At 40.1% G+C, this 17913-nt stretch carries 17 protein-coding genes; 11 read left to right on the forward strand and 6 right to left on the reverse strand.

Annotation, left to right across the window (positions count from 1 at the left end):
* Window positions 1-103: 103 nt before the first annotated feature.
* Window positions 104-1312 (reverse strand): GNAT family N-acetyltransferase, encoded by a 1209-nt coding sequence (locus PQ477_RS17335; protein WP_144558868.1) that lies wholly within the window; start codon window positions 1310-1312, stop codon window positions 104-106.
* 136 nt (window positions 1313-1448) lie between these two features.
* Here PQ477_RS17335 and PQ477_RS17340 point away from each other — a divergent pair, with 136 nt between their 5' ends.
* The 7 genes from PQ477_RS17340 (at window position 1449) to PQ477_RS17370 (ending at window position 7823) form a co-directional block, all read left to right on the forward strand.
* On the forward strand, window positions 1449-2444 hold the full coding sequence (locus tag PQ477_RS17340; RefSeq protein ID WP_274272558.1) for an LLM class flavin-dependent oxidoreductase: 996 nt from the start codon (window positions 1449-1451) through the stop codon (window positions 2442-2444).
* A gap of 319 nt (window positions 2445-2763) precedes the next feature.
* Window positions 2764-3525, forward strand: coding sequence for a type II toxin-antitoxin system SpoIISA family toxin (locus tag PQ477_RS17345; protein ID WP_035396430.1), 762 nt, complete (start codon window positions 2764-2766; stop codon window positions 3523-3525).
* A 46-nt stretch (window positions 3526-3571) separates the two neighbouring features.
* Entirely contained in the window at window positions 3572-3724 is a 153-nt protein-coding gene (locus PQ477_RS17350; RefSeq protein ID WP_158332018.1) for a hypothetical protein, read from the forward strand.
* A 90-nt stretch (window positions 3725-3814) separates the two neighbouring features.
* Window positions 3815-4813 (forward strand): LLM class flavin-dependent oxidoreductase, encoded by a 999-nt coding sequence (locus PQ477_RS17355; RefSeq protein WP_035396428.1) that lies wholly within the window; start codon window positions 3815-3817, stop codon window positions 4811-4813.
* A gap of 133 nt (window positions 4814-4946) precedes the next feature.
* Window positions 4947-5873: a PLP-dependent cysteine synthase family protein gene (locus PQ477_RS17360; protein ID WP_035396426.1), complete on the forward strand. Its 927-nt coding sequence runs from the start codon at window positions 4947-4949 to the stop codon at window positions 5871-5873.
* Entirely contained in the window at window positions 5870-7015 is a 1146-nt protein-coding gene (locus tag PQ477_RS17365) for a bifunctional cystathionine gamma-lyase/homocysteine desulfhydrase (protein WP_060705007.1), read from the forward strand. The genes PQ477_RS17360 and PQ477_RS17365 overlap by 4 nt, the downstream gene beginning before the upstream one ends.
* 43 nt (window positions 7016-7058) lie before the next feature.
* Window positions 7059-7823: an exodeoxyribonuclease III gene (locus PQ477_RS17370; RefSeq protein WP_144558869.1), complete on the forward strand. Its 765-nt coding sequence runs from the start codon at window positions 7059-7061 to the stop codon at window positions 7821-7823.
* Here the strand turns inward: PQ477_RS17370 and yxiS are convergent, their stop codons facing one another.
* Entirely contained in the window at window positions 7824-8123 is a 300-nt protein-coding gene (gene yxiS, locus PQ477_RS17375) for a protein YxiS (protein ID WP_274272559.1), read from the reverse strand.
* Window positions 8124-8253: 130 nt separating this feature from the next.
* Between yxiS and PQ477_RS17380 the strand changes: the two genes are divergently transcribed.
* Both PQ477_RS17380 and PQ477_RS17385 read left to right on the forward strand, forming a co-directional pair.
* Window positions 8254-8976: a YebC/PmpR family DNA-binding transcriptional regulator gene (locus PQ477_RS17380; protein ID WP_060705005.1), complete on the forward strand. Its 723-nt coding sequence runs from the start codon at window positions 8254-8256 to the stop codon at window positions 8974-8976.
* Between the two features lie 345 nt (window positions 8977-9321).
* On the forward strand, window positions 9322-10044 hold the full coding sequence (locus PQ477_RS17385; RefSeq protein WP_274272560.1) for a DUF3784 domain-containing protein: 723 nt from the start codon (window positions 9322-9324) through the stop codon (window positions 10042-10044).
* Here the strand turns inward: PQ477_RS17385 and PQ477_RS17390 are convergent, their stop codons facing one another.
* Entirely contained in the window at window positions 10045-10755 is a 711-nt protein-coding gene (locus tag PQ477_RS17390; RefSeq protein ID WP_144558870.1) for a 5-formyltetrahydrofolate cyclo-ligase, read from the reverse strand.
* Between the two features lie 91 nt (window positions 10756-10846).
* On the opposite strand from PQ477_RS17390, the gene PQ477_RS17395 reads away from it, so the two are divergent.
* Window positions 10847-11785 (forward strand): ATP-grasp domain-containing protein, encoded by a 939-nt coding sequence (locus tag PQ477_RS17395; RefSeq protein WP_274272561.1) that lies wholly within the window; start codon window positions 10847-10849, stop codon window positions 11783-11785.
* A 43-nt stretch (window positions 11786-11828) separates the two neighbouring features.
* Here PQ477_RS17395 and PQ477_RS17400 read toward each other — a convergent pair whose 3' ends face one another.
* Together PQ477_RS17400 and PQ477_RS17405 are read right to left on the reverse strand one after the other, a co-directional pair.
* Window positions 11829-12164: a metal-sulfur cluster assembly factor gene (locus PQ477_RS17400; RefSeq protein WP_274272562.1), complete on the reverse strand. Its 336-nt coding sequence runs from the start codon at window positions 12162-12164 to the stop codon at window positions 11829-11831.
* A 39-nt stretch (window positions 12165-12203) separates the two neighbouring features.
* The gene (locus tag PQ477_RS17405; RefSeq protein ID WP_274272563.1) at window positions 12204-13649 is read right to left on the reverse strand and encodes an NAD(P)H-binding protein; all 1446 of its coding nucleotides are present in this window, start codon (window positions 13647-13649) and stop codon (window positions 12204-12206) included.
* 261 nt (window positions 13650-13910) lie between these two features.
* Between PQ477_RS17405 and nhaC the strand changes: the two genes are divergently transcribed.
* The gene (nhaC, locus tag PQ477_RS17410) at window positions 13911-15284 is read left to right on the forward strand and encodes a Na+/H+ antiporter NhaC (protein ID WP_144558874.1); all 1374 of its coding nucleotides are present in this window, start codon (window positions 13911-13913) and stop codon (window positions 15282-15284) included.
* A gap of 268 nt (window positions 15285-15552) precedes the next feature.
* Here nhaC and katG read toward each other — a convergent pair whose 3' ends face one another.
* Window positions 15553-17778, reverse strand: coding sequence for a catalase/peroxidase HPI (gene katG, locus PQ477_RS17415; RefSeq protein ID WP_274272564.1), 2226 nt, complete (start codon window positions 17776-17778; stop codon window positions 15553-15555).
* Between the last annotated feature and the right edge of the window lie 135 nt (window positions 17779-17913).

Below are 17913 nucleotides of genomic sequence, written 5' to 3' on the forward strand. Positions count from 1 at the left end.
TATAACTGATCATACGATATTGTTCAACCGATATCGACTTTTTAGGTCAAATATGATCAGTGAATATACTTTATCACTCGATCATATTCGTGTCAACTATTGCTTAGAAATAGTCAGAGAACCAAGGTTGATTGTCTGGAATTAACTCTTCTAGATAGCTAATAGTTGTATTTGTCGCTTCGATACGCCCGATTTCTTTTAAGTCTTTTGCTCGTTTGTAGTTGAGCAGGAGGGTGACGAGCGTTTGAATATCAAGAGATGCATCAACAGGCGTATCCTCACTCACTCGTTCTACTGTTTGCCCGTTTTCAAACGTCAGTTTAAATACATCTTCATTCCATTCAAGCATTGGATCAGTAACCTTTAAAACAATGGCTTGTTTTGCATAAGAAGTAAAGGGAAAGCCACGTAGAAATTCTTCAACATCAACAATCCGCGCCATATAGTATGGGGAGATCTTTTCTTCAATTTCTCCATCTTCAAGGAAGAAGGAGAGTGGCTCATTGGCAAAAATCTTCCCTTTTACGTAATAGACCATTGAAAAGTGAGCACCAATAAAATTCCATAACCCGCGACGGGCTTCTTCGTTATTAAAGATCATTTCTTGAACGAAAAAGGTTTCATTTTCAACTTTATAATACATATAGCCAGTTGGTTGTTCTTTTTCATCGTAGTAAACACAAGCGATCAGATCATCTCGCCCCCACTTAAAATGTTCATCCCAAGCAAGCTCATTACGGATCATAGCACCATTTTCTTTTTTTGAAAATTGCTCGTATGCGTTACGGATATCTTTATCATGAAAAGAAACGCGCTCAATGCGTCCAGGTACATCATACGGCTTCGGAATTTGTGTATCACGAACTGTATAAGTGATTACATCGGATATAATTTCCCAGCCTTTCTTTCGATAATAGGGAATCGAATAGGGGAATAAATAAGAGATGGTTTGTCCTTTTTCCCGCATCAACGTTAAACTTTCTTTCATTAAATCGTTCATTAGTCCAAGTCCTGCATATTCAGGATACGTTCCAACTCCGGTAACACCACCCATTTTATAGGCGCGCCCGTGAATGTTAACTGAAAAAGGATACACAACCATTTGTGAAATCAGCTTGTTTTTAGAAAACCATCCTAAAATCGAACTTTGCTCAAAGATGGGTTTTTTCCAGAGCGCCATTTGCGACTCGCCAATTTGGGAAACGTCTTGATTCGTTACTTGAAACACGTAGTTCAACAAATCAAGAGAATCTTGCGTATGTTCTTTTGTAACAAACTTCAGTTCTAAGTCATCTTTTCGATTCTGACTCATGTGATTTCGACCTCTTTCATTAAAATGACTGATTATCATTCATTCTAGTAAAATCAATGCAAACAGTCAAATCGTTTGATTTGAAACAAGTGAAAAGAATCGCTACACTAACTAAGGTAAGAAAGGTGGCTTTAGGATGACAAAGCAAATAAAACTTTCAGCGTTAAATCTAGCGCCAGTTCGTAAAGGAAAAACAGTAAGAGAAGCATTACAACATACAATTCGCAGCGCAAAAGCAGTTGAATCATTTGACTATCATCGTTTTTGGGTTGCGGAACATCATAATATGGAAGGTGTTGCAAGTTCAGCAACTGCTGTATTAATTGGACAAATTGCCCAAGAGACAACACATATCCGTGTCGGTTCAGGAGGAATTATGCTGCCAAATCATGCACCGTTGATTATTGCAGAACAATTTGGCACCCTTGCGGCTCTTCATCCAAATCGAATTGATTTAGGGCTTGGGCGAGCACCTGGAACGGACCAGTTAACGGCGCAAGCCTTAAGACGAAATGGTCAAAGGGCGGAAGATTTCCCTAGTCTTGTGGAAGAATTACGTCATTATTTTAATCCTGTGTCCTCAAGACCACATGTACGGGCGATACCCGGTGAAGGAGAAGAGGTTCCCATTTGGCTCCTTGGCTCAAGTGGCTACAGTGCCCAAATGGCTGGTGAATTAGGCTTACCATTTGCGTTTGCTGGTCATTTCTCACCAAAACAAATTGTACCAGCATTAAACCTTTATTATGATACGTTTAAACCTTCTGCGGTATTAAGTGAACCGTACAGTATGATTGCTGTAAATGCAATTGCTGCGGAGACTGAGCAAGAAGCCCAAATGCTTGCTAGCTCTCTTTACCAACAATTTCTTTCCATGATTCGAAACCAACGAGGAAAATTACAGCCTGCCGTTGAAAATATGGATGTCATTTGGACTCCTCACGAAGAACAACTCGTGATGGAACAACTAAGCGGTTCTTTTATCGGTGATGCCAACAAGGTCGCTAAACAGCTTTATGATTTTGCTATGAACCTGCAAGTAAATGAAATCATGCTGCAAACGACTATTTTTGATGAAGATAAGCAAATTGATTCCTATAAGCGTATAATGGATGCTTGGCAAGCACTCTAAAAACCGAGCTAGCGCTGTATGATAAGGTCGTTCCGTGAGCCTTTATGCATACAGCGTTTTTTTATTCTAGTCACAACGAATGAACACTGAGGACGTGAACGCCTTGAATAACGGCTTTTGATAAAAGAGTGATAGAAGAAAACCGGCGATAATGGTGCTAATATGAAGGGATGGTTGTGAAGGGTAACAGCATTCATTTGCTCCAGCTCGTACCAAAGTGAAAATTTGTTCGCCTATTTGCATTTTCCCAACAAAAAAGATCTCTTTTTATTGCTTATGCGACATATTCATACAGAAAAAGGAAAAGGGGGCAGTTCGCATGCTGTTACTTTATCAAATTCTTGTATGGTTTAGCGTAAGTGGACTAGCTTTTTATGTGTTTGCTTCTTGGAAATGGGAAGATGCAACAAAAAGAAGACTTCCTTTTATACGAAAAATTTGGTATTCCTTATTTACAATCGGAGCAGCTTTATCGTGGACGCTATTCCCAACTAGTTTATTTGAAAACTGGCACCATTATCTCATTGTTGCATGTTTGTTTGTTATTATTGACGCCTTTGTCTTTTTAAGTGCTTACGTACAACGATTTGGGTCGAATTTATTTACAATTGATACTGGTCAGCTAATTGAAACAAACCAAGAAGTCTTGCAGCTTCAGGAAAAACGCTTAAAAGCCTTCTTCCGACTTTTAAAAAGTGACACAATTAACGTCTATTTTGGCGGGCGTGATGCATATATTACAGGTGTGCGAGAAATTTTAATGAAGTTCGCTGAGAAAACCGATATTGAAGCGAATCTTTTTCCTTTCATGACAAAGGCTGAAAAAGATCATCTTCTGTTTCATTTTTCAAATCGAACGGTTGTGAGTGCAACGCTTGAAAGGCAAGATGTGTATTACGGAGAAAAAGATCGCTTAATCTTTATCCCGGTTATCTTAAAAAGGGAGCATTATGTTATTAAGCTGTCGTCAGAAGAGCGAATTATTGAATACGATGCCTTATTATTTGCTTCTCTCGTCGCTATTTATGATTTACTTTCCTTTAATGAAGAGGATGAGAACAAGGCTCACCAATTGATGTAAAGAAGAATATCGTAAAGTATATAAACTTGTTTAAGTGGGTGATACCGTGAAAAAAACAGCAAAAAAGTCAACAGAGAGTATTTTACCGGCGTTTTTCTCGTCTCCTTTTACGATGAATTTACAAAAAAAGAATAAAGAAGCCATTCAATTATTCAATAAATGGAAAAAGGATGTAAAAGAAGACCGAGGTTCTGCATGAATTGTGGGCTGTGAGGGGATATTAGTTGCTAAATTCGACTAATTTCGATACGGTATATACTAAGCTATGTTAGAAAGAAGGTTCCATTGGATGAAACTTAGTATCCTCGATCAAGTACCACGTTCATCTGAATCAACAAATGAGATTGCGCTAAAAGAAACAGCTGATTTAGCATTAGCTGCTGAAAATCTGGGCTATCACCGCTATTGGATTGCCGAACACCATGATTTAGATGCGCTCCTGTCGCCATCGCCTGAGATTTTAATTGCTTATATCGGTGCAAAAACCTATTCCATCCGATTAGGCGCTGGAGCGATATTATTACCACATTATCAACCGTACAAAGTTGCTGAAAATTTCAACATGCTCGCCAACTTGTTTCCTGGCAGAATTGATTTAGGTTTAGGGCGTTCGCCTGGTGGATCAGCTGAAGCATCAGAAGCATTGTCTGAAAATTTCATTGAAAATGTTCATCAAATGGATGAGAAGACAGAAACGTTAATGCACTTTTTAAGACGTGATTTTCCTGAAGCACATCGTTTTGCTACGTTAAAAGCAGCACCTGTGCCTTATGAAAAGCCACAGGTCTTTATGCTGGGTACGTCTGAGAAAAGCGCTCATTTAGCAAGTAAACATCATCTTAATTATGTTTACGGTCATTTTATGAATGGTGAAGAGGGGAAGCATGTTTTAAACGCATTTCGCAGCAAGAAAAAGGATGGACAAGCATTTGCTTGCGTGTCAGTTCTTTGTGCAGATACACAAGAAGAAGCTGAATTGTTGCATCGCTCAGTACGAGTGTGGCAAGCATTTCACTCAATGAACCAGCCTATCGGTGCGATTCCAACTAAGAGTGAAGCGGCTTATTTATTAAACCAGCTTGATGCGGAAACACGAGAACAGATAGAGAAGAGAGAGTCAACGACAATTGTTGGGGACAAGATAACGGTAAAAACAAAGCTTGATGAACTCTCAGAGGCCTTACAAATAGAAGAATTAATGGTGTTAACCCACGCTCCAGAGCTTCGTGATCGCTTGCACTCCTATCGCTTACTTACAGAAATTTATCCACAGCTTGTCTCATTATAAAACATTTGTCGTAAAGGCAAGTGTTCTTTTTCGCGTAATTTATAATTTCACGTACCGAATTATTTTTGAATAATAGGCACACACACAGACAACCAACATACGATACAGTATCAAGAGTGAATGAGGTGAGAGGATGGATGTTCATTTTCATATTCACGAACTCATTGGAAAAACACCGATTGTTGAATTACGTTCGTTTCCTATTCCTCAAAATGTACGCTTGTTTGCTAAATTAGAAAGCTATAATCCTGGTGGAAGTATTAAAGATCGCTTAGGCAAACAATTGCTGTATGCTGCTTTAGAGAGCAAGAAGATTAGTCCAAAAGGGACAATTATTGAACCAACAGCCGGGAATACTGGCATTGCATTAGCTTTGGCAGCAATTGGAACGGAAGTAAATGTAATAGCTGTCGTCCCAACATCCTTTAGTCTCGAGAAGCAACAGCTTATTCGCGGCTTAGGTGCAACGGTCATTAATACACCTAGCGAAGAGGGAATAAAAGGGGCCATAAAAAAAGCGCAAGAATTAAAAGCAACAATAAGCGATTCCTATTGCCCACTTCAATTTCAGAACCCTGAAAACCCATTAACGTACTATAAAACACTTGGTCCAGAATTATATGCTCAACTAAATGGTCAAATTGACGTCTTTCTTGCAGGTGCGGGATCGTGTGGAACGTTTCAAGGAACAGCTGCATATCTAAAAGAACAGAACCCAGATATTGATACAGTTGTTGTTCAGCCAGAAGGATCGATACTCGATGGCGGCACAATCGGACCCCATCGAACAGAAGGAATTGGTATGGAGTTTATTCCACATTATGTGGTTCCATCATTATTTGATCGTATTCATACGATTCCAGATGACCGAGCATTTCTTCGCGTCCGTGAGTTAGCGAAGCAAGAAGGGATTTTAGTAGGAAGTTCATCAGGTGCTGTGTTTGAAGCTGCTTTAAAAGAAGCGCGAGAAGCGACAACTCCGAAGAATATTGTGATGATCTTTGCTGATGGCTCAGATCGATACTTAAGTAAAGGGATTTATGAGGAGGATACGATTTGAGACAGAAAACAAAACTGATCCACGGTGGTAAAGGAATCGATCAAGCAACTGGTGCTGTTAATCAAGCAATTCAACTTTCTAGCACATTTAAGCAAACACAAATCGGAACATTTCACTATGAGTATGGAAGAACAGGCAACCCTACGAGAGAAGCACTTGAAAAATTACTAGCGGATATCGAGGAAGGCGAACATGGTTTTGCGTTTGCATCAGGTATGGCAGCGATTACGGCAGTAATGAAAATATTTTCGCCTGGCGATCATATCATTATTACGGACGATGTCTATGGAGGTACGTATCGTTTTTTTACACAGTTTCTTGAAAAAGAAACCATTTCGATTACGTTCGTTGACACAAGTGATGTGACGGCAGTAGAAGAAGCGATACGAAAGGAAACAAAAGCCGTATTTATTGAGACGCCAACAAATCCTTTGCTTAAAATTACAGACCTTAGTAAAATAGGTCAAGTAGCAAACGACCATGGACTTCTCTTTATTATTGATAATACGTTTGCAACGCCTTATTTTCAAAATCCGTTACGATATGGAGCGGATATTGTTATTCATAGTGCTACAAAGTATCTAGGTGGTCATAGCGATGTGATTGCAGGCGCAGTGGTTGTGAGAGAGAACGCCCTTGCAGCAAAACTTGCGTACATTCAAAATGCCACTGGAGCTGTTCTTGGACCTCATGACGCGTATCTCTTAATGAGAGGCATTAAGACATTAGGTGTGCGTATGGAGGAAATTGAAACGAATACACGCCAGTTAGTGAAATTTCTTCAAAGTCATCCGAATGTGGATGAGATTTATTATCCTGGATTAGTAAACCATCCGGGGCATGCAACACATGCTTTACAATCTCGCGGGTTTGGTGGAATCGTTTCGTTCACAACAAAATCTGATGAGCTTGCTTTACAAACGGTCGAGCGAACACGCTATTTTACGTTAGCAGAAAGTTTAGGTGCAGTAGAGAGCTTAATTTCAATTCCGGCAAAAATGACCCATGCTTCTATTCCGAAAGAGCGGCGAGAAGAGTTGGGTATTAAAGATTCTCTTATTCGATTGTCGATCGGATTAGAGGATGTAGAAGATTTGGCAGAAGATTTGGAAATTGCGTTAACAGAACAGAATGGCTGCTAATAAAGCAGTCTTTTTTTACATAGAAGAGGAGCGACGTTAAGAAATGAAGTTTATTTCATGGAATGTTAATGGTATTCGCGCATGTGTTAAAAAAGGGTTTCTCGATTTTTTCCATCATGTTGATGCGGATTTCTTTTGTTTACAAGAAATAAAAATGCAAGAAGGACAGCTAGAGCTTGACCTACCAGGCTACCAACAGTACTGGAATTACGCTGAGCGAAAAGGTTATTCTGGCACTGCTATTTTTACAAAGCACACTCCGTTAAAGGTTCACTACGGTTTAGGGGAGGATTTCCATGATGATGAAGGACGCGTCATTACCCTTGAATATGAACAATTTTACTTAATAACTATGTATACGCCAAACGCAAAACGCGATTTAAGTCGGCTTTCTTATCGAATGGAATGGGAACAAGAGGTAAATGCTTATATCGAAAAACTGCAGGAGCAGAAGCCTGTTATATTGTGCGGCGATTTAAACGTGGCCCGAGAAGGAATTGATGTGAAAAATGATCGTGCGAATATTGGAAACGCAGGTTTTACAGAGGAAGAGCGCGGCAAGCTAGAAGAACTAATAAATCACGGATTTATTGATTCCTATCGCTATTTCTACCCAACAGATGATGAATCGTTTACATGGTGGTCGTATATGGCAAAAGTGAGAGAGCGAAATATTGGATGGCGGATTGATTATTTTTTACTGCATGAGCGACTCGTTCCACAATTAAAAGACGCAGTCATTTACGCACATATCTATGGTAGTGATCATTGCCCAGTCGGAATAGAATTAAAAGAAGGAAGCGAATGATTAGCTTCCTTTTTCTCCATAGGTTTTTACGATATAAGCGAGGTCTTCGTTTCCGAAAACTTGAAGGAGATTGATCACGGTGTCTGTTGCGATAGGGCTTGATTCATCTTTTGAAACAGTTAAAGCAAGTGCTTCTTTCAGTTCGTTATTGTTTCCTTGCTCTGGATAGGCCTCTCTATAAAGTGCAGTTGGATCGTGGTCATTATTGATACACCACTGAGAGAAAACAAGAATCATCATTTGTTCATCTTGCTGATAACTTTTAATAATATGATTCGCTGTTTCAGACTGATCGTGCATGTCTTCGCCTCCATTTCTCTTCTTAAGGTGATTATAGAGGATAAGAAGGGAGGATGAAAGCAATCTACGCACAATTCTATTTTTGCGTTATAATAAAGATGAAATAAATGGAGAAAGAGAGTGACAGGTTATGGGGCGTAAATGGAATAACATTAAGGAAAAAAAAGCGTCAAAGGATGCGAATACAAGTAAGATTTATGCAAAGTTTGGACGCGAAATTTATGTTGTCGCAAAGCAAGGAGAGCCGGATCCTGAAGCCAATCAAGCGTTAAAAGTCGTACTAGAACGAGCTAAAACATATAATGTCCCGAAAGCGATCATCGAGCGAGCATTAGAAAAAGCAAAAGGTGGCGCTGATGAAAATTATGATCAGTTGCGATATGAAGGTTTTGGCCCAAATGGCTCGATGCTAATCGTTGACGCATTAACAAATAATGTGAACCGTACAGCTTCTGATGTGCGCGCCGCATTTGGGAAAAATGGAGGGAATATGGGTGTTAGCGGTTCTGTTTCCTACATGTTTGACCACACAGCAGTCATAGCATTTGAAGGAAAAACAGCAGACGAAACACTTGAACTATTACTAGAGGCAGATTTAGACGCCAGAGATATTTTAGAAGAAGACAATATTATTATTATTTATGCTGAACCAGATCAACTTCAAGCTGTTCAAGAGGCGTTAAAACAAGCAGGTGTGAATGAATTCAACCTCGTTGAAACCTCCATGCTGCCACAAACGGAATTATCTTTAGGGGAAGAAGATGAAAAACAGCTTGAAAAATTAATTGATGCATTAGATGATTTAGAAGACGTTCAGCAAGTCTATCACAATGTCGCGTTAAGTGAAGACTAAGCCATTTACAAACTCGTAAAACCTCGTTTTTACGAGTTTTTCTTATAGAATATAAAATAGCTCGAATGCCAAGGCTACGTAATCAATTAATCGTGCATGTCTCAATAGGAATACATGTTTATGAGGCTTGTGAAATGGAAGACAACCGACTGTTTGAATGCGTAATGAGTCTACTGAGCTTCTTTTCAGCAACATGTAATAGAAGTTGAAATGCAAAAACAACGATAGCCACCGTAGAACGAGCTTCATTAAGACAAGGATTAATAAAAAAATCGTGCCTATGCATTTTTTTGAAACGGAACAGTATGTCATTTCGTATAAAATCGTTGTAAGGGAGGGATTAGGGTGATCGTCGTGTATGGAACGATTATAGGTGTCATTGGGATACTGATGATTGTTTTTAGTTTAGTGATACTAAAAACAAAAAAATATCAGTATTTATCAGGCTTCGCAACGAGAAGTAAAGAAGAACAGGAGCAATTGATCAAAAAAGACTTGCCACGAAAGCAAGCCACTCTCATGCTATGGACGAGTGTACTACTTCTGCTTTTACTCATTCCTGTTTTGTTTTCCGTTCCGGGGGCTCTCCCATTCCAATTGCTTGTTTATTTAATATCGTTACTTGGTGGATTAACCTATTTGTCGCGATATGAACTGGCAGGAAAGCGAAAGCGTGCTTACATAGTAAATGGTGGAATTGCAACAATTACTGTGGGCATAGTCGGAAGCGTCTTTTTCTTAGGAGCACAAGCACACGATTTCGTTATACATGAGGATTCAATTGAAATTACCGGTCCTTACGGCTCTAAATGGCCAATTGCCGAGCTCGATAACGTCGAAAAAATTGAAGAACGCCCTTCTATGACAAGATTAAATGGTATCGGTACACCAGATGTGTCAAAAGGTCATTTTCGGCGGCAGTATGATCGAGAACGAGTATTAGTCTTTAGAAAGGGAACGGAATCGGACTATTTACACTTACAATTTCAAGATCAAGAGATTTACGTCAATGCGCCGTCAAATGAACAATTAGATGAGTGGTATGAAGCATTAATCAGCCGACGGTAGTCAGCTGTTTTTTAGCGTCTTTAACTCTTGTAAAATGGGCATATCGGATAGATCAGTATCAGGTACTTGATCCCATAAAATACCGGTCGGCTTAGGGTGAGTGCTGTGGGTTGGAATGAGTTCTTTTTCTGTGGCGATGTAGTCCATAGTAACATCATACGGATTGAGTGGGAGGTCGGTCTCGATCAGCTGTGAAGAATGAATCGTTGTAAAAACTGGCATTTCTTTTTGACCAAGTTCTCTTAGGATGGCATATTCTCGATCTGCATAACCTGCACCTTTTCCAATGCGACGTCCCTTTCGATCAACAGCAACAGACCCCATGACCATCAAGTCGATTTGCGGCAAATCCTTAAGGGGGATTACTTTTCCGTACGATTTTATATGCGTTAAACTAGCTGCTTTTCGGTATTCATTTGGTGGAACCCACTCTGGCTTCACTTGGATAAAGCCATCTTTTAATCGTGGTGTGGGCACAAATAAGATCTTTCCATCAGCTAAAATGGATGCTCTTAATGGTAGTTGGGGAGAATCAGGATTGACCTTAATGATGGTTGCTTGCTTGTAAAGCTCTGTTTGACGTATCCATTCGGCAGCAGCTTCGGCGCCTTTAAAATTTGGGATACGTCCTTTAATTGGAAAAGGAAAGCGTGCTACTTTTTCATTCATCATCTGTTCCCATACGTGTTCTCTAATTTCTTGTTTATTCATCGGAATACAGCACCTTTTCATTGTCACGTTTAATTGAAATTGCTATCATAACTGTATACAAACTAAAGCTCAATAGCAAGGGGACTACTAGATGAAGATTTATGTTATTCATGAAAATGAGGAATGGTCCGCACCATTGTTTAATCGGTTAGAAGAAATAGGTGTCCCGTATGAAAACTGGAATCTATCAGCTGGATCTATCAATTTGCAAGAGGCACCACCTGAAGGGGTCTTTTATAATCGTATGAGTGCATCTTCCCACACAAGAGGCCATCGATTTGCACCTGAACTAACAAGTGCTGTACTCGTCTGGCTAGAGCAGTATGGCCGAACCGTAATTAACGATTCGCGTGCATTACGATTAGAATTGAGTAAAGTCGTTCAGTACGCAGAATTGGAGAAAGAAGGCGTGAAAACGCCAAAAACGATTGTGGCAGTAGGGAAAGAACAGCTATTTGAAGCAAGTAAAGCATTCGAAAACGAACCGTTTATTACAAAGCACAATCGAGCTGGAAAAGGTCTTGGGGTGCAGTTATTTCAATCAAGAGCAGCATTAAGAGCGTATCTTGATAGTGAAGCATTTGAAGAGCCTGTTGATGGAATCACATTGTTGCAGCAATATTTTGAATCAGAAGAGCCGTATATTACTAGATGCGAATTTGTTGGTGGTGAATTCATTTATGCTGTAAAAGTGAACACGTCTGACGGTTTTGAACTATGTCCAGCCGATGCATGCTCTATCGAAAATCTTTACTGTCCAGTTGGGGAAGAGCCAAGTTCAAAATTTGTTATTGATCCAAGTTTTTCTGAACCTTTTATTGAAGATTATAAACGTGTTCTTCAGCGTAATGGTATCCAAATAGCAGGAATTGAATGTATAAAAGATAAAGATGGCGTGTTTTATACGTATGATATTAATACAAATACGAATTACAACGGAGAGGCTGAGGAGAAAGCAAACCAATATGGGATGTTAGAGATAGCAACGTTTCTACAAACAACATTAACGCATGTTAAATCATGCACTTAAAACAACAAGCGTAGTCCTATTTGGGACCACGCTTGTTGTTTTGTTAATCGGTAACACCTAATGCAATCTTCGCATATCGAGACATTTTATCTTTTGTCCACGGTGGGCTCCATACAATGTTGACATCAACGTTGCCAAGCTCACCTAATTCCTGAAGCTCTTTAAGAGAATTTTTCACGTCGGATACAATCGTCCCAGCTAACGGACAGCCCATAGCGGTTAGCGTCATCTCAACTTCAGCATTTATGTTCTCATCTAAGTGAACATCGTATACAAGACCAAGATTCACGATGTCGATGCCGAGTTCGGGATCCATGACGTTTTCAAGCTCAGCCATTACGCGATCTTTTGTTTCCTGCAATTCTTGTTCTGTCGGCATAAAAACACCTCCGATTAAAGTATACTTTTAGTATAGCAATCATTTAGGACGAGTTAAAAGAAACTGCTCATGTGTTTCTGAAAGCCGTTGATTGGTTTTAATCATCCGCTGTAAATGACGTTTAAATAAAAACATGACCCATATATGCATTTTTGCCTGTGTCAATGTATAAAGGATCCACGGAAGTGAAGGCTGGTATTCATGAATAGCAATAATGCATTCATTCTTGTATGGAATTTTGCGGAATTCCATTCGACCTCTTCCAGGTTCAGCATTAACGTTTGCGAAGGCTCCTCCTGTTATATAATAAAGGGCGCGTTGCTCATGACTCCGTTCGTTGGCATAGGTAAACTCAAGCAGCTTTTTATTCAGCAAATAAATGGCTGTCTTATCAGAGTGATCACTTTTAGCATTGAGAAAAGGACGTCCTTGCTTTTCTAGCCATTGTAAATAGTAGCGACCTAACCAGTCAGCACTATAATTATCTGGGAGCGGTACACGTTGAATGGACCGAACGTCGGCAATTTTTTTAACTTCTTTTTTCTTTTTCGCAGTAGGTTTTTTTTGTTGGGCATTCTCTTCTTCTATCGCAGCAAGTGCAGCATCGCGAAAAGTTGTTTTACCATAACTAAGATCTGGCTGCATGCGTGACGCTTCAGCAACCATTGGGTGAACTAAACTTTCGATTAATGGATAAACCATTTCTTTTGGCGTTCCTGTTGTCACAGATACCCATAATCTAGATAGCTTAACAGACATAAAGGGGACGTTTAGCATATGGCGTTTTTTCCCCATTACATCGGCTGTTTCTATCATCATTTCTCGGTACGTCATCACTTCTGGGCCAGCAACGTCAAACGAACGGCCAGAAACGTCTGTGTTGCCAATTGATCCATCTAAAGCATGGAGAACATCTGGTAAAGCGACTGGCTGTGTTTTTTGTCTTGTCCATTTTGGTAGCGCCATAAAAGGGAGGCGTTTGACCAATTTTTTCACAATTGGAAAAGAGGAGCCACTAGGTCCAACGATGAGACCGGCGCGTACGGTTGTGACAGGAACATCATACGCATTCAGTACTGTTTCCACTTCACGACGGCTTTCTAAATGTCGAGATAGCTCCTTTTCGTTTTCAGGTATAATGCCACTCAAATAAATGATTTGTTTAACGTTATTCTTCGTCGCAGCTTGAGCAAAATTGTCTGCAAGAATAAAATCCATATCTTCAAATCTTGCTTGTGTTAAACGTGCGGACGGCAGCATGGAATGTACAAGGTAGACAGCGTAATCTACTCCTTCTAAAGCAGATTCTGCATCGCCAAGAGAAAATAAGTCAGCTTGTCTCCATGTGAGGTCATCTGTATGCTCCTTGTGCTCAATGGAGCGAGACAAAGCAATGATATGGGCTTTATCTTTCAATTGTTTAATTAAGTTCTTCCCAATATAGCCGCTAGCGCCACTTATCGCAATGACCGGTTTATTTGCCATATTCGTTTCCTCCTTACATGTGCTAACGATTGTTATACCCTTTGTTCTCCTTGTTTAATCGGGTTAGGTTCTTATTGAATAAGTGGACTTTACATTATTATAAAGGAAAAGCAGGAATTTCTTTCTTTTTGTGGGAAGCGGTTCTGAGGAATGGCTATTGACGAATGCAAAAAGGTTCGTTAATATAAAAACTTAGCAACTTTATTGCATAAAAGCATAAAAGCGATAAAGTGTTTTAGGGAAGTAGGAGGAATACAATAGATGGAAAAGAAACTAACGATTGGCTCTTCTGTTTTGTTACTCGCGCTCATGATGGCGCTCATTATCACTAGCATGACAGCTTTTCAAGCTGAGCCACATATCCCGCTATTAATCTGTCTCGTTGTTGTAAGTATAATCGGTCTATTTCTTAACATTAAATGGGATGAACTCGAAAAAGCAATGATAAAAGGTGTTACAGACGGAACAAAAGCGATCATTATTTTATCGTTAGTAGGGATTGTCATTGCCGTTTGGATGATGAGTGGAACCGTTCCAACAATTTTATTTTACGGACTAACATTTATAACACCAGAATGGTTTGCTGTTAGTGCGCTCATTATTTGCATGATCGTCTCAAGCTTTACGGGAAGTTCTTTTACAACAATCGGTTCAGTTGGCGTGGCGATGATGGGAATTGGCTTAGCATTAGGCGTAAACCCAGCCATGGCAGCGGGTGCCATCATTTGTGGCGCTTGTTTCGGGGATAAAATGTCGCCTTTATCAGATACAACGAACCTTGCATCGGGCGTAACAGGGGTAGACCTATTTGTCCATATTCGTCATCTGATGTGGACAACCATTCCAAGTTTCTTGATTACGTTAATCATTTTCTTTTTTATTGGTCGTTCTTACTCGACGACTAATGTTGAAGGAATTCAGGAAATGCTAACAACACTTGATGCTTCATTTTCAATTAGTTTTTTGACGCTCTTATCTCCATTAATCGTTGTTATTCTAGCGTTTATTCGCTTTCCGACAGTACCAGCTCTTGTGGTTGGAATTTTAACAGGGTTAGTAACGGTGGGTTTTGTTCAAGGGAATTGGCTCATTAGTGAGTGGTTCACTGTTGTACAGCATGGCTTCTTCTTAGAAACAGGGAATGATGCGATCAATGCGATTGTAGACGCTGGTGGTTTACAATCAATGATGTGGTCCATTTCACTCGTCATTATTGCGCTTTTACTTGGTAGTTTAATTCAACGAATAGGATTAATTGATGGGTTGCTGGAGTTTTTTCGTTCATTTCTATCAAACAGAGGGAATCTTATCGGCGCAACTGCCGCCTCTTCTATTAGTGTAAATGCGTTAACCGGCGAGCAGTATTTATCCATCTTGCTACCGGGAAAGGCGTTTGAAATGCATTATGAACGTTTAAACATCGCAAAAAAGAATCTATCAAGAACACTTGAAGATGCAGGCACACTTGTTAATCCACTCATTCCTTGGGGGGTTAGTGGCGCATTTTTTGCTTCTACATTAGGTGTGGCTGTTATGGACTATATTCCTTTTGCATTTTTTCTCTTCTTATCTCCGATTCTAACCATTCTTTTTGGCTATCTTGGAATAGGTGTAGGGAAGTCAATAGAGTCATAAACAAATGAAAAAGGATATAGGGCTGAAAAGGAAAACAATGGTTATTCTGCGGATGAGAAGCACCTTGCATGCTTAAATGGGGTGAGTAAACCAGCGTTCTTTATCATGAAAAGAGAACGACTGAATAGAGGCATAGCGTGAACAAGCATCTTGAATTGAAATGAACCATTTATTACACAAGCTAGCAATAACAGTTTGAGCTGCTTAAATAAAAAAGCTGAACCCATTTAACGTCTATACGACCTTATGGGACAGCTTTTTTTCGTCATTATTTGGTTAAAGCAGGTTGTTTTACTTTTACATCAAAACGATCATTATTCATCACTTTTGTCCAAGCCGCAACAAAATCTTGCACAAATTTACCTTTATTATCGTCTTGTGCGTACACTTCCGAAATCGCACGGAGAATGGAGTTCGAACCGAAAACAAGGTCAACACGTGTTGCTGTTCGTACAACTTCTCCTGACGTACGATCGCGACCTTCATAAACATTGCCGTTAACAGACTTCCACTCCGTGCTAATATCAAGTAAATTCGTAAAGAAGTCATTTGTTAAGGTACCTACATTTTCAGTGAAGACACCATGGTTGCTACCATCGTGATTCGTACCAAGAACACGCATGCCGCCAATTAATACAGTCATTTCTGGAGCGGTTAAATTCAACAGATGTGCCTTATCAACAAGCAATTCTTCTTCTGACACACTGAATTGCTTCTTTTGATAATTACGGAATCCATCAGAAGTAACCTCTAAAACGTCGATGTTTTCAACATCTGTTTGTTCTGCTGTTACATCTCCGCGACCAGGAGTGAAAGGCACAGTAATGTCGAAGCCAGCTTCTTTAGCAGCTTTTTCAATGGCAGCACTTCCCCCAAGTACAATAAGGTCCGCAATACTTACATCCGCATCTACTTGTTGCTGTAATTGTTCAAGAGTAGCAATAACTTTGGTAATGGATTCGTTTTGGAAAACATCCCAATCTTTTTGCGGAGCAAGACGAATGCGAGCACCATTTGCACCACCACGATTATCTGAGCCACGGAATGTGCTAGCAGAAGCCCAAGCGGTTGCAACAAGGTCAGACACACTTAAGTCTGTCGCTAATATGCGTTGCTTTAACGTTTCAATTTCTTTATTAGATAAATCGTAGTTTCCAGCTGAAATGGGGTCTTGCCACAATAAGACTTCCTCTGGTACTTCTGGTCCTAAATAACGATCGCGAGGCCCCATATCACGGTGTAACAACTTGAACCAAGCCCGAGCAAATGCGTCAGCAAATGCATCTGGATGTTCGTGGAAATGACGAGAAATCTTTTCATAAGCAGGATCCATACGTAATGCCATATCTGCTGTTGTCATCATTGTCTTTACTCGTATAGAAGCATCTTCCGCGTCTGGAGCAAGATCTTTTTCTTCTACATTAACAGGTGTCCACTGGTGCGCACCGGCAGGGGATTTCGTTAACTCCCACTCATAGCCAAATAAAAGATCAAAGAAGCCATTATCCCATTGGGTAGGGTTTTGTGTCCAAGCACCTTCAATCCCACTCGTAATCGTATCCCGACCTTTTCCACTACCATGTGAGCTTAACCACCCTAAACCTTGTGCTTCAATTGGAGCTGCTTCTGGTTCTGGACCAACGTGACTTTCAGCATCTCCTGCACCGTGAGCTTTACCAAAAGTATGCCCACCAGCAACAAGGGCAACGGTTTCTTCATCGTTCATTCCCATACGGCCAAACGTTTCACGAATGTCGCGACCACTTTGTACAGGGTCAGGGTTTCCGTTAGGGCCTTCAGGATTCACATAAATTAATCCCATTTGAACAGCAGCGAGAGGATTCTCTAATTCGCGGTCACCGGAGTAACGGTTATCACCAAGCATCTCCGTTTCATTACCCCAATAAATATCTTCTTCAGGGTGCCAAACGTCCGCGCGACCCCCGCCGAAACCAAATGTTTTTCCACCCATCGATTCAATAGCGACGTTTCCAGTTAGCAACAATAAGTCAGCCCATGAAATCTTATTTCCGTACTTTTGCTTAATTGGCCATAAAAGGCGACGTGCTTTATCGATATTCGCATTATCTGCCCAGCTGTTTAACGGAGCAAAACGTTGTGCACCGGCAGAACCACCACCACGTCCATCTCCTGTACGATATGTACCAGCAGAGTGCCAAGCCATTCGAATAAACATTGGACCATAGTGACCATAGTCTGCTGGCCACCAATCTTGGCTATCTGTCATTAATGCATGTAAATCTTGTTTTAATGCATCGTAATCTAACTTCTTAAATTCTTCTGTATAATCGAAGTCTTCATTCATTGGATTGGATTTCTTATCATGCTGACGAAGAATAGATAAATTCAGTTGATTCGGCCACCATTCACGTTCTGGCGTACCAGAAACCGTCGTATTTGTTGTGCTACCGTGAAAGAATGGACATTTTCCACCTGAGTGATTTGCTTCAGAAATAATGTTGTTCTCGCTCATAATCAGTCTCCTTTTCGTAAAAGATTAATAGAATAACTGTGATTACCTAAAATCAACTATTAGGTAATAATAATTATTATGTAATCATTATAATAAATTTTGTTGAATTTGAAAAGGATTATATCGTTGTTTTAG

This window comes from Shouchella hunanensis, from assembly GCF_028735875.1.
Lineage (GTDB): Bacteria > Bacillota > Bacilli > Bacillales > Bacillaceae_D > Shouchella > Shouchella hunanensis.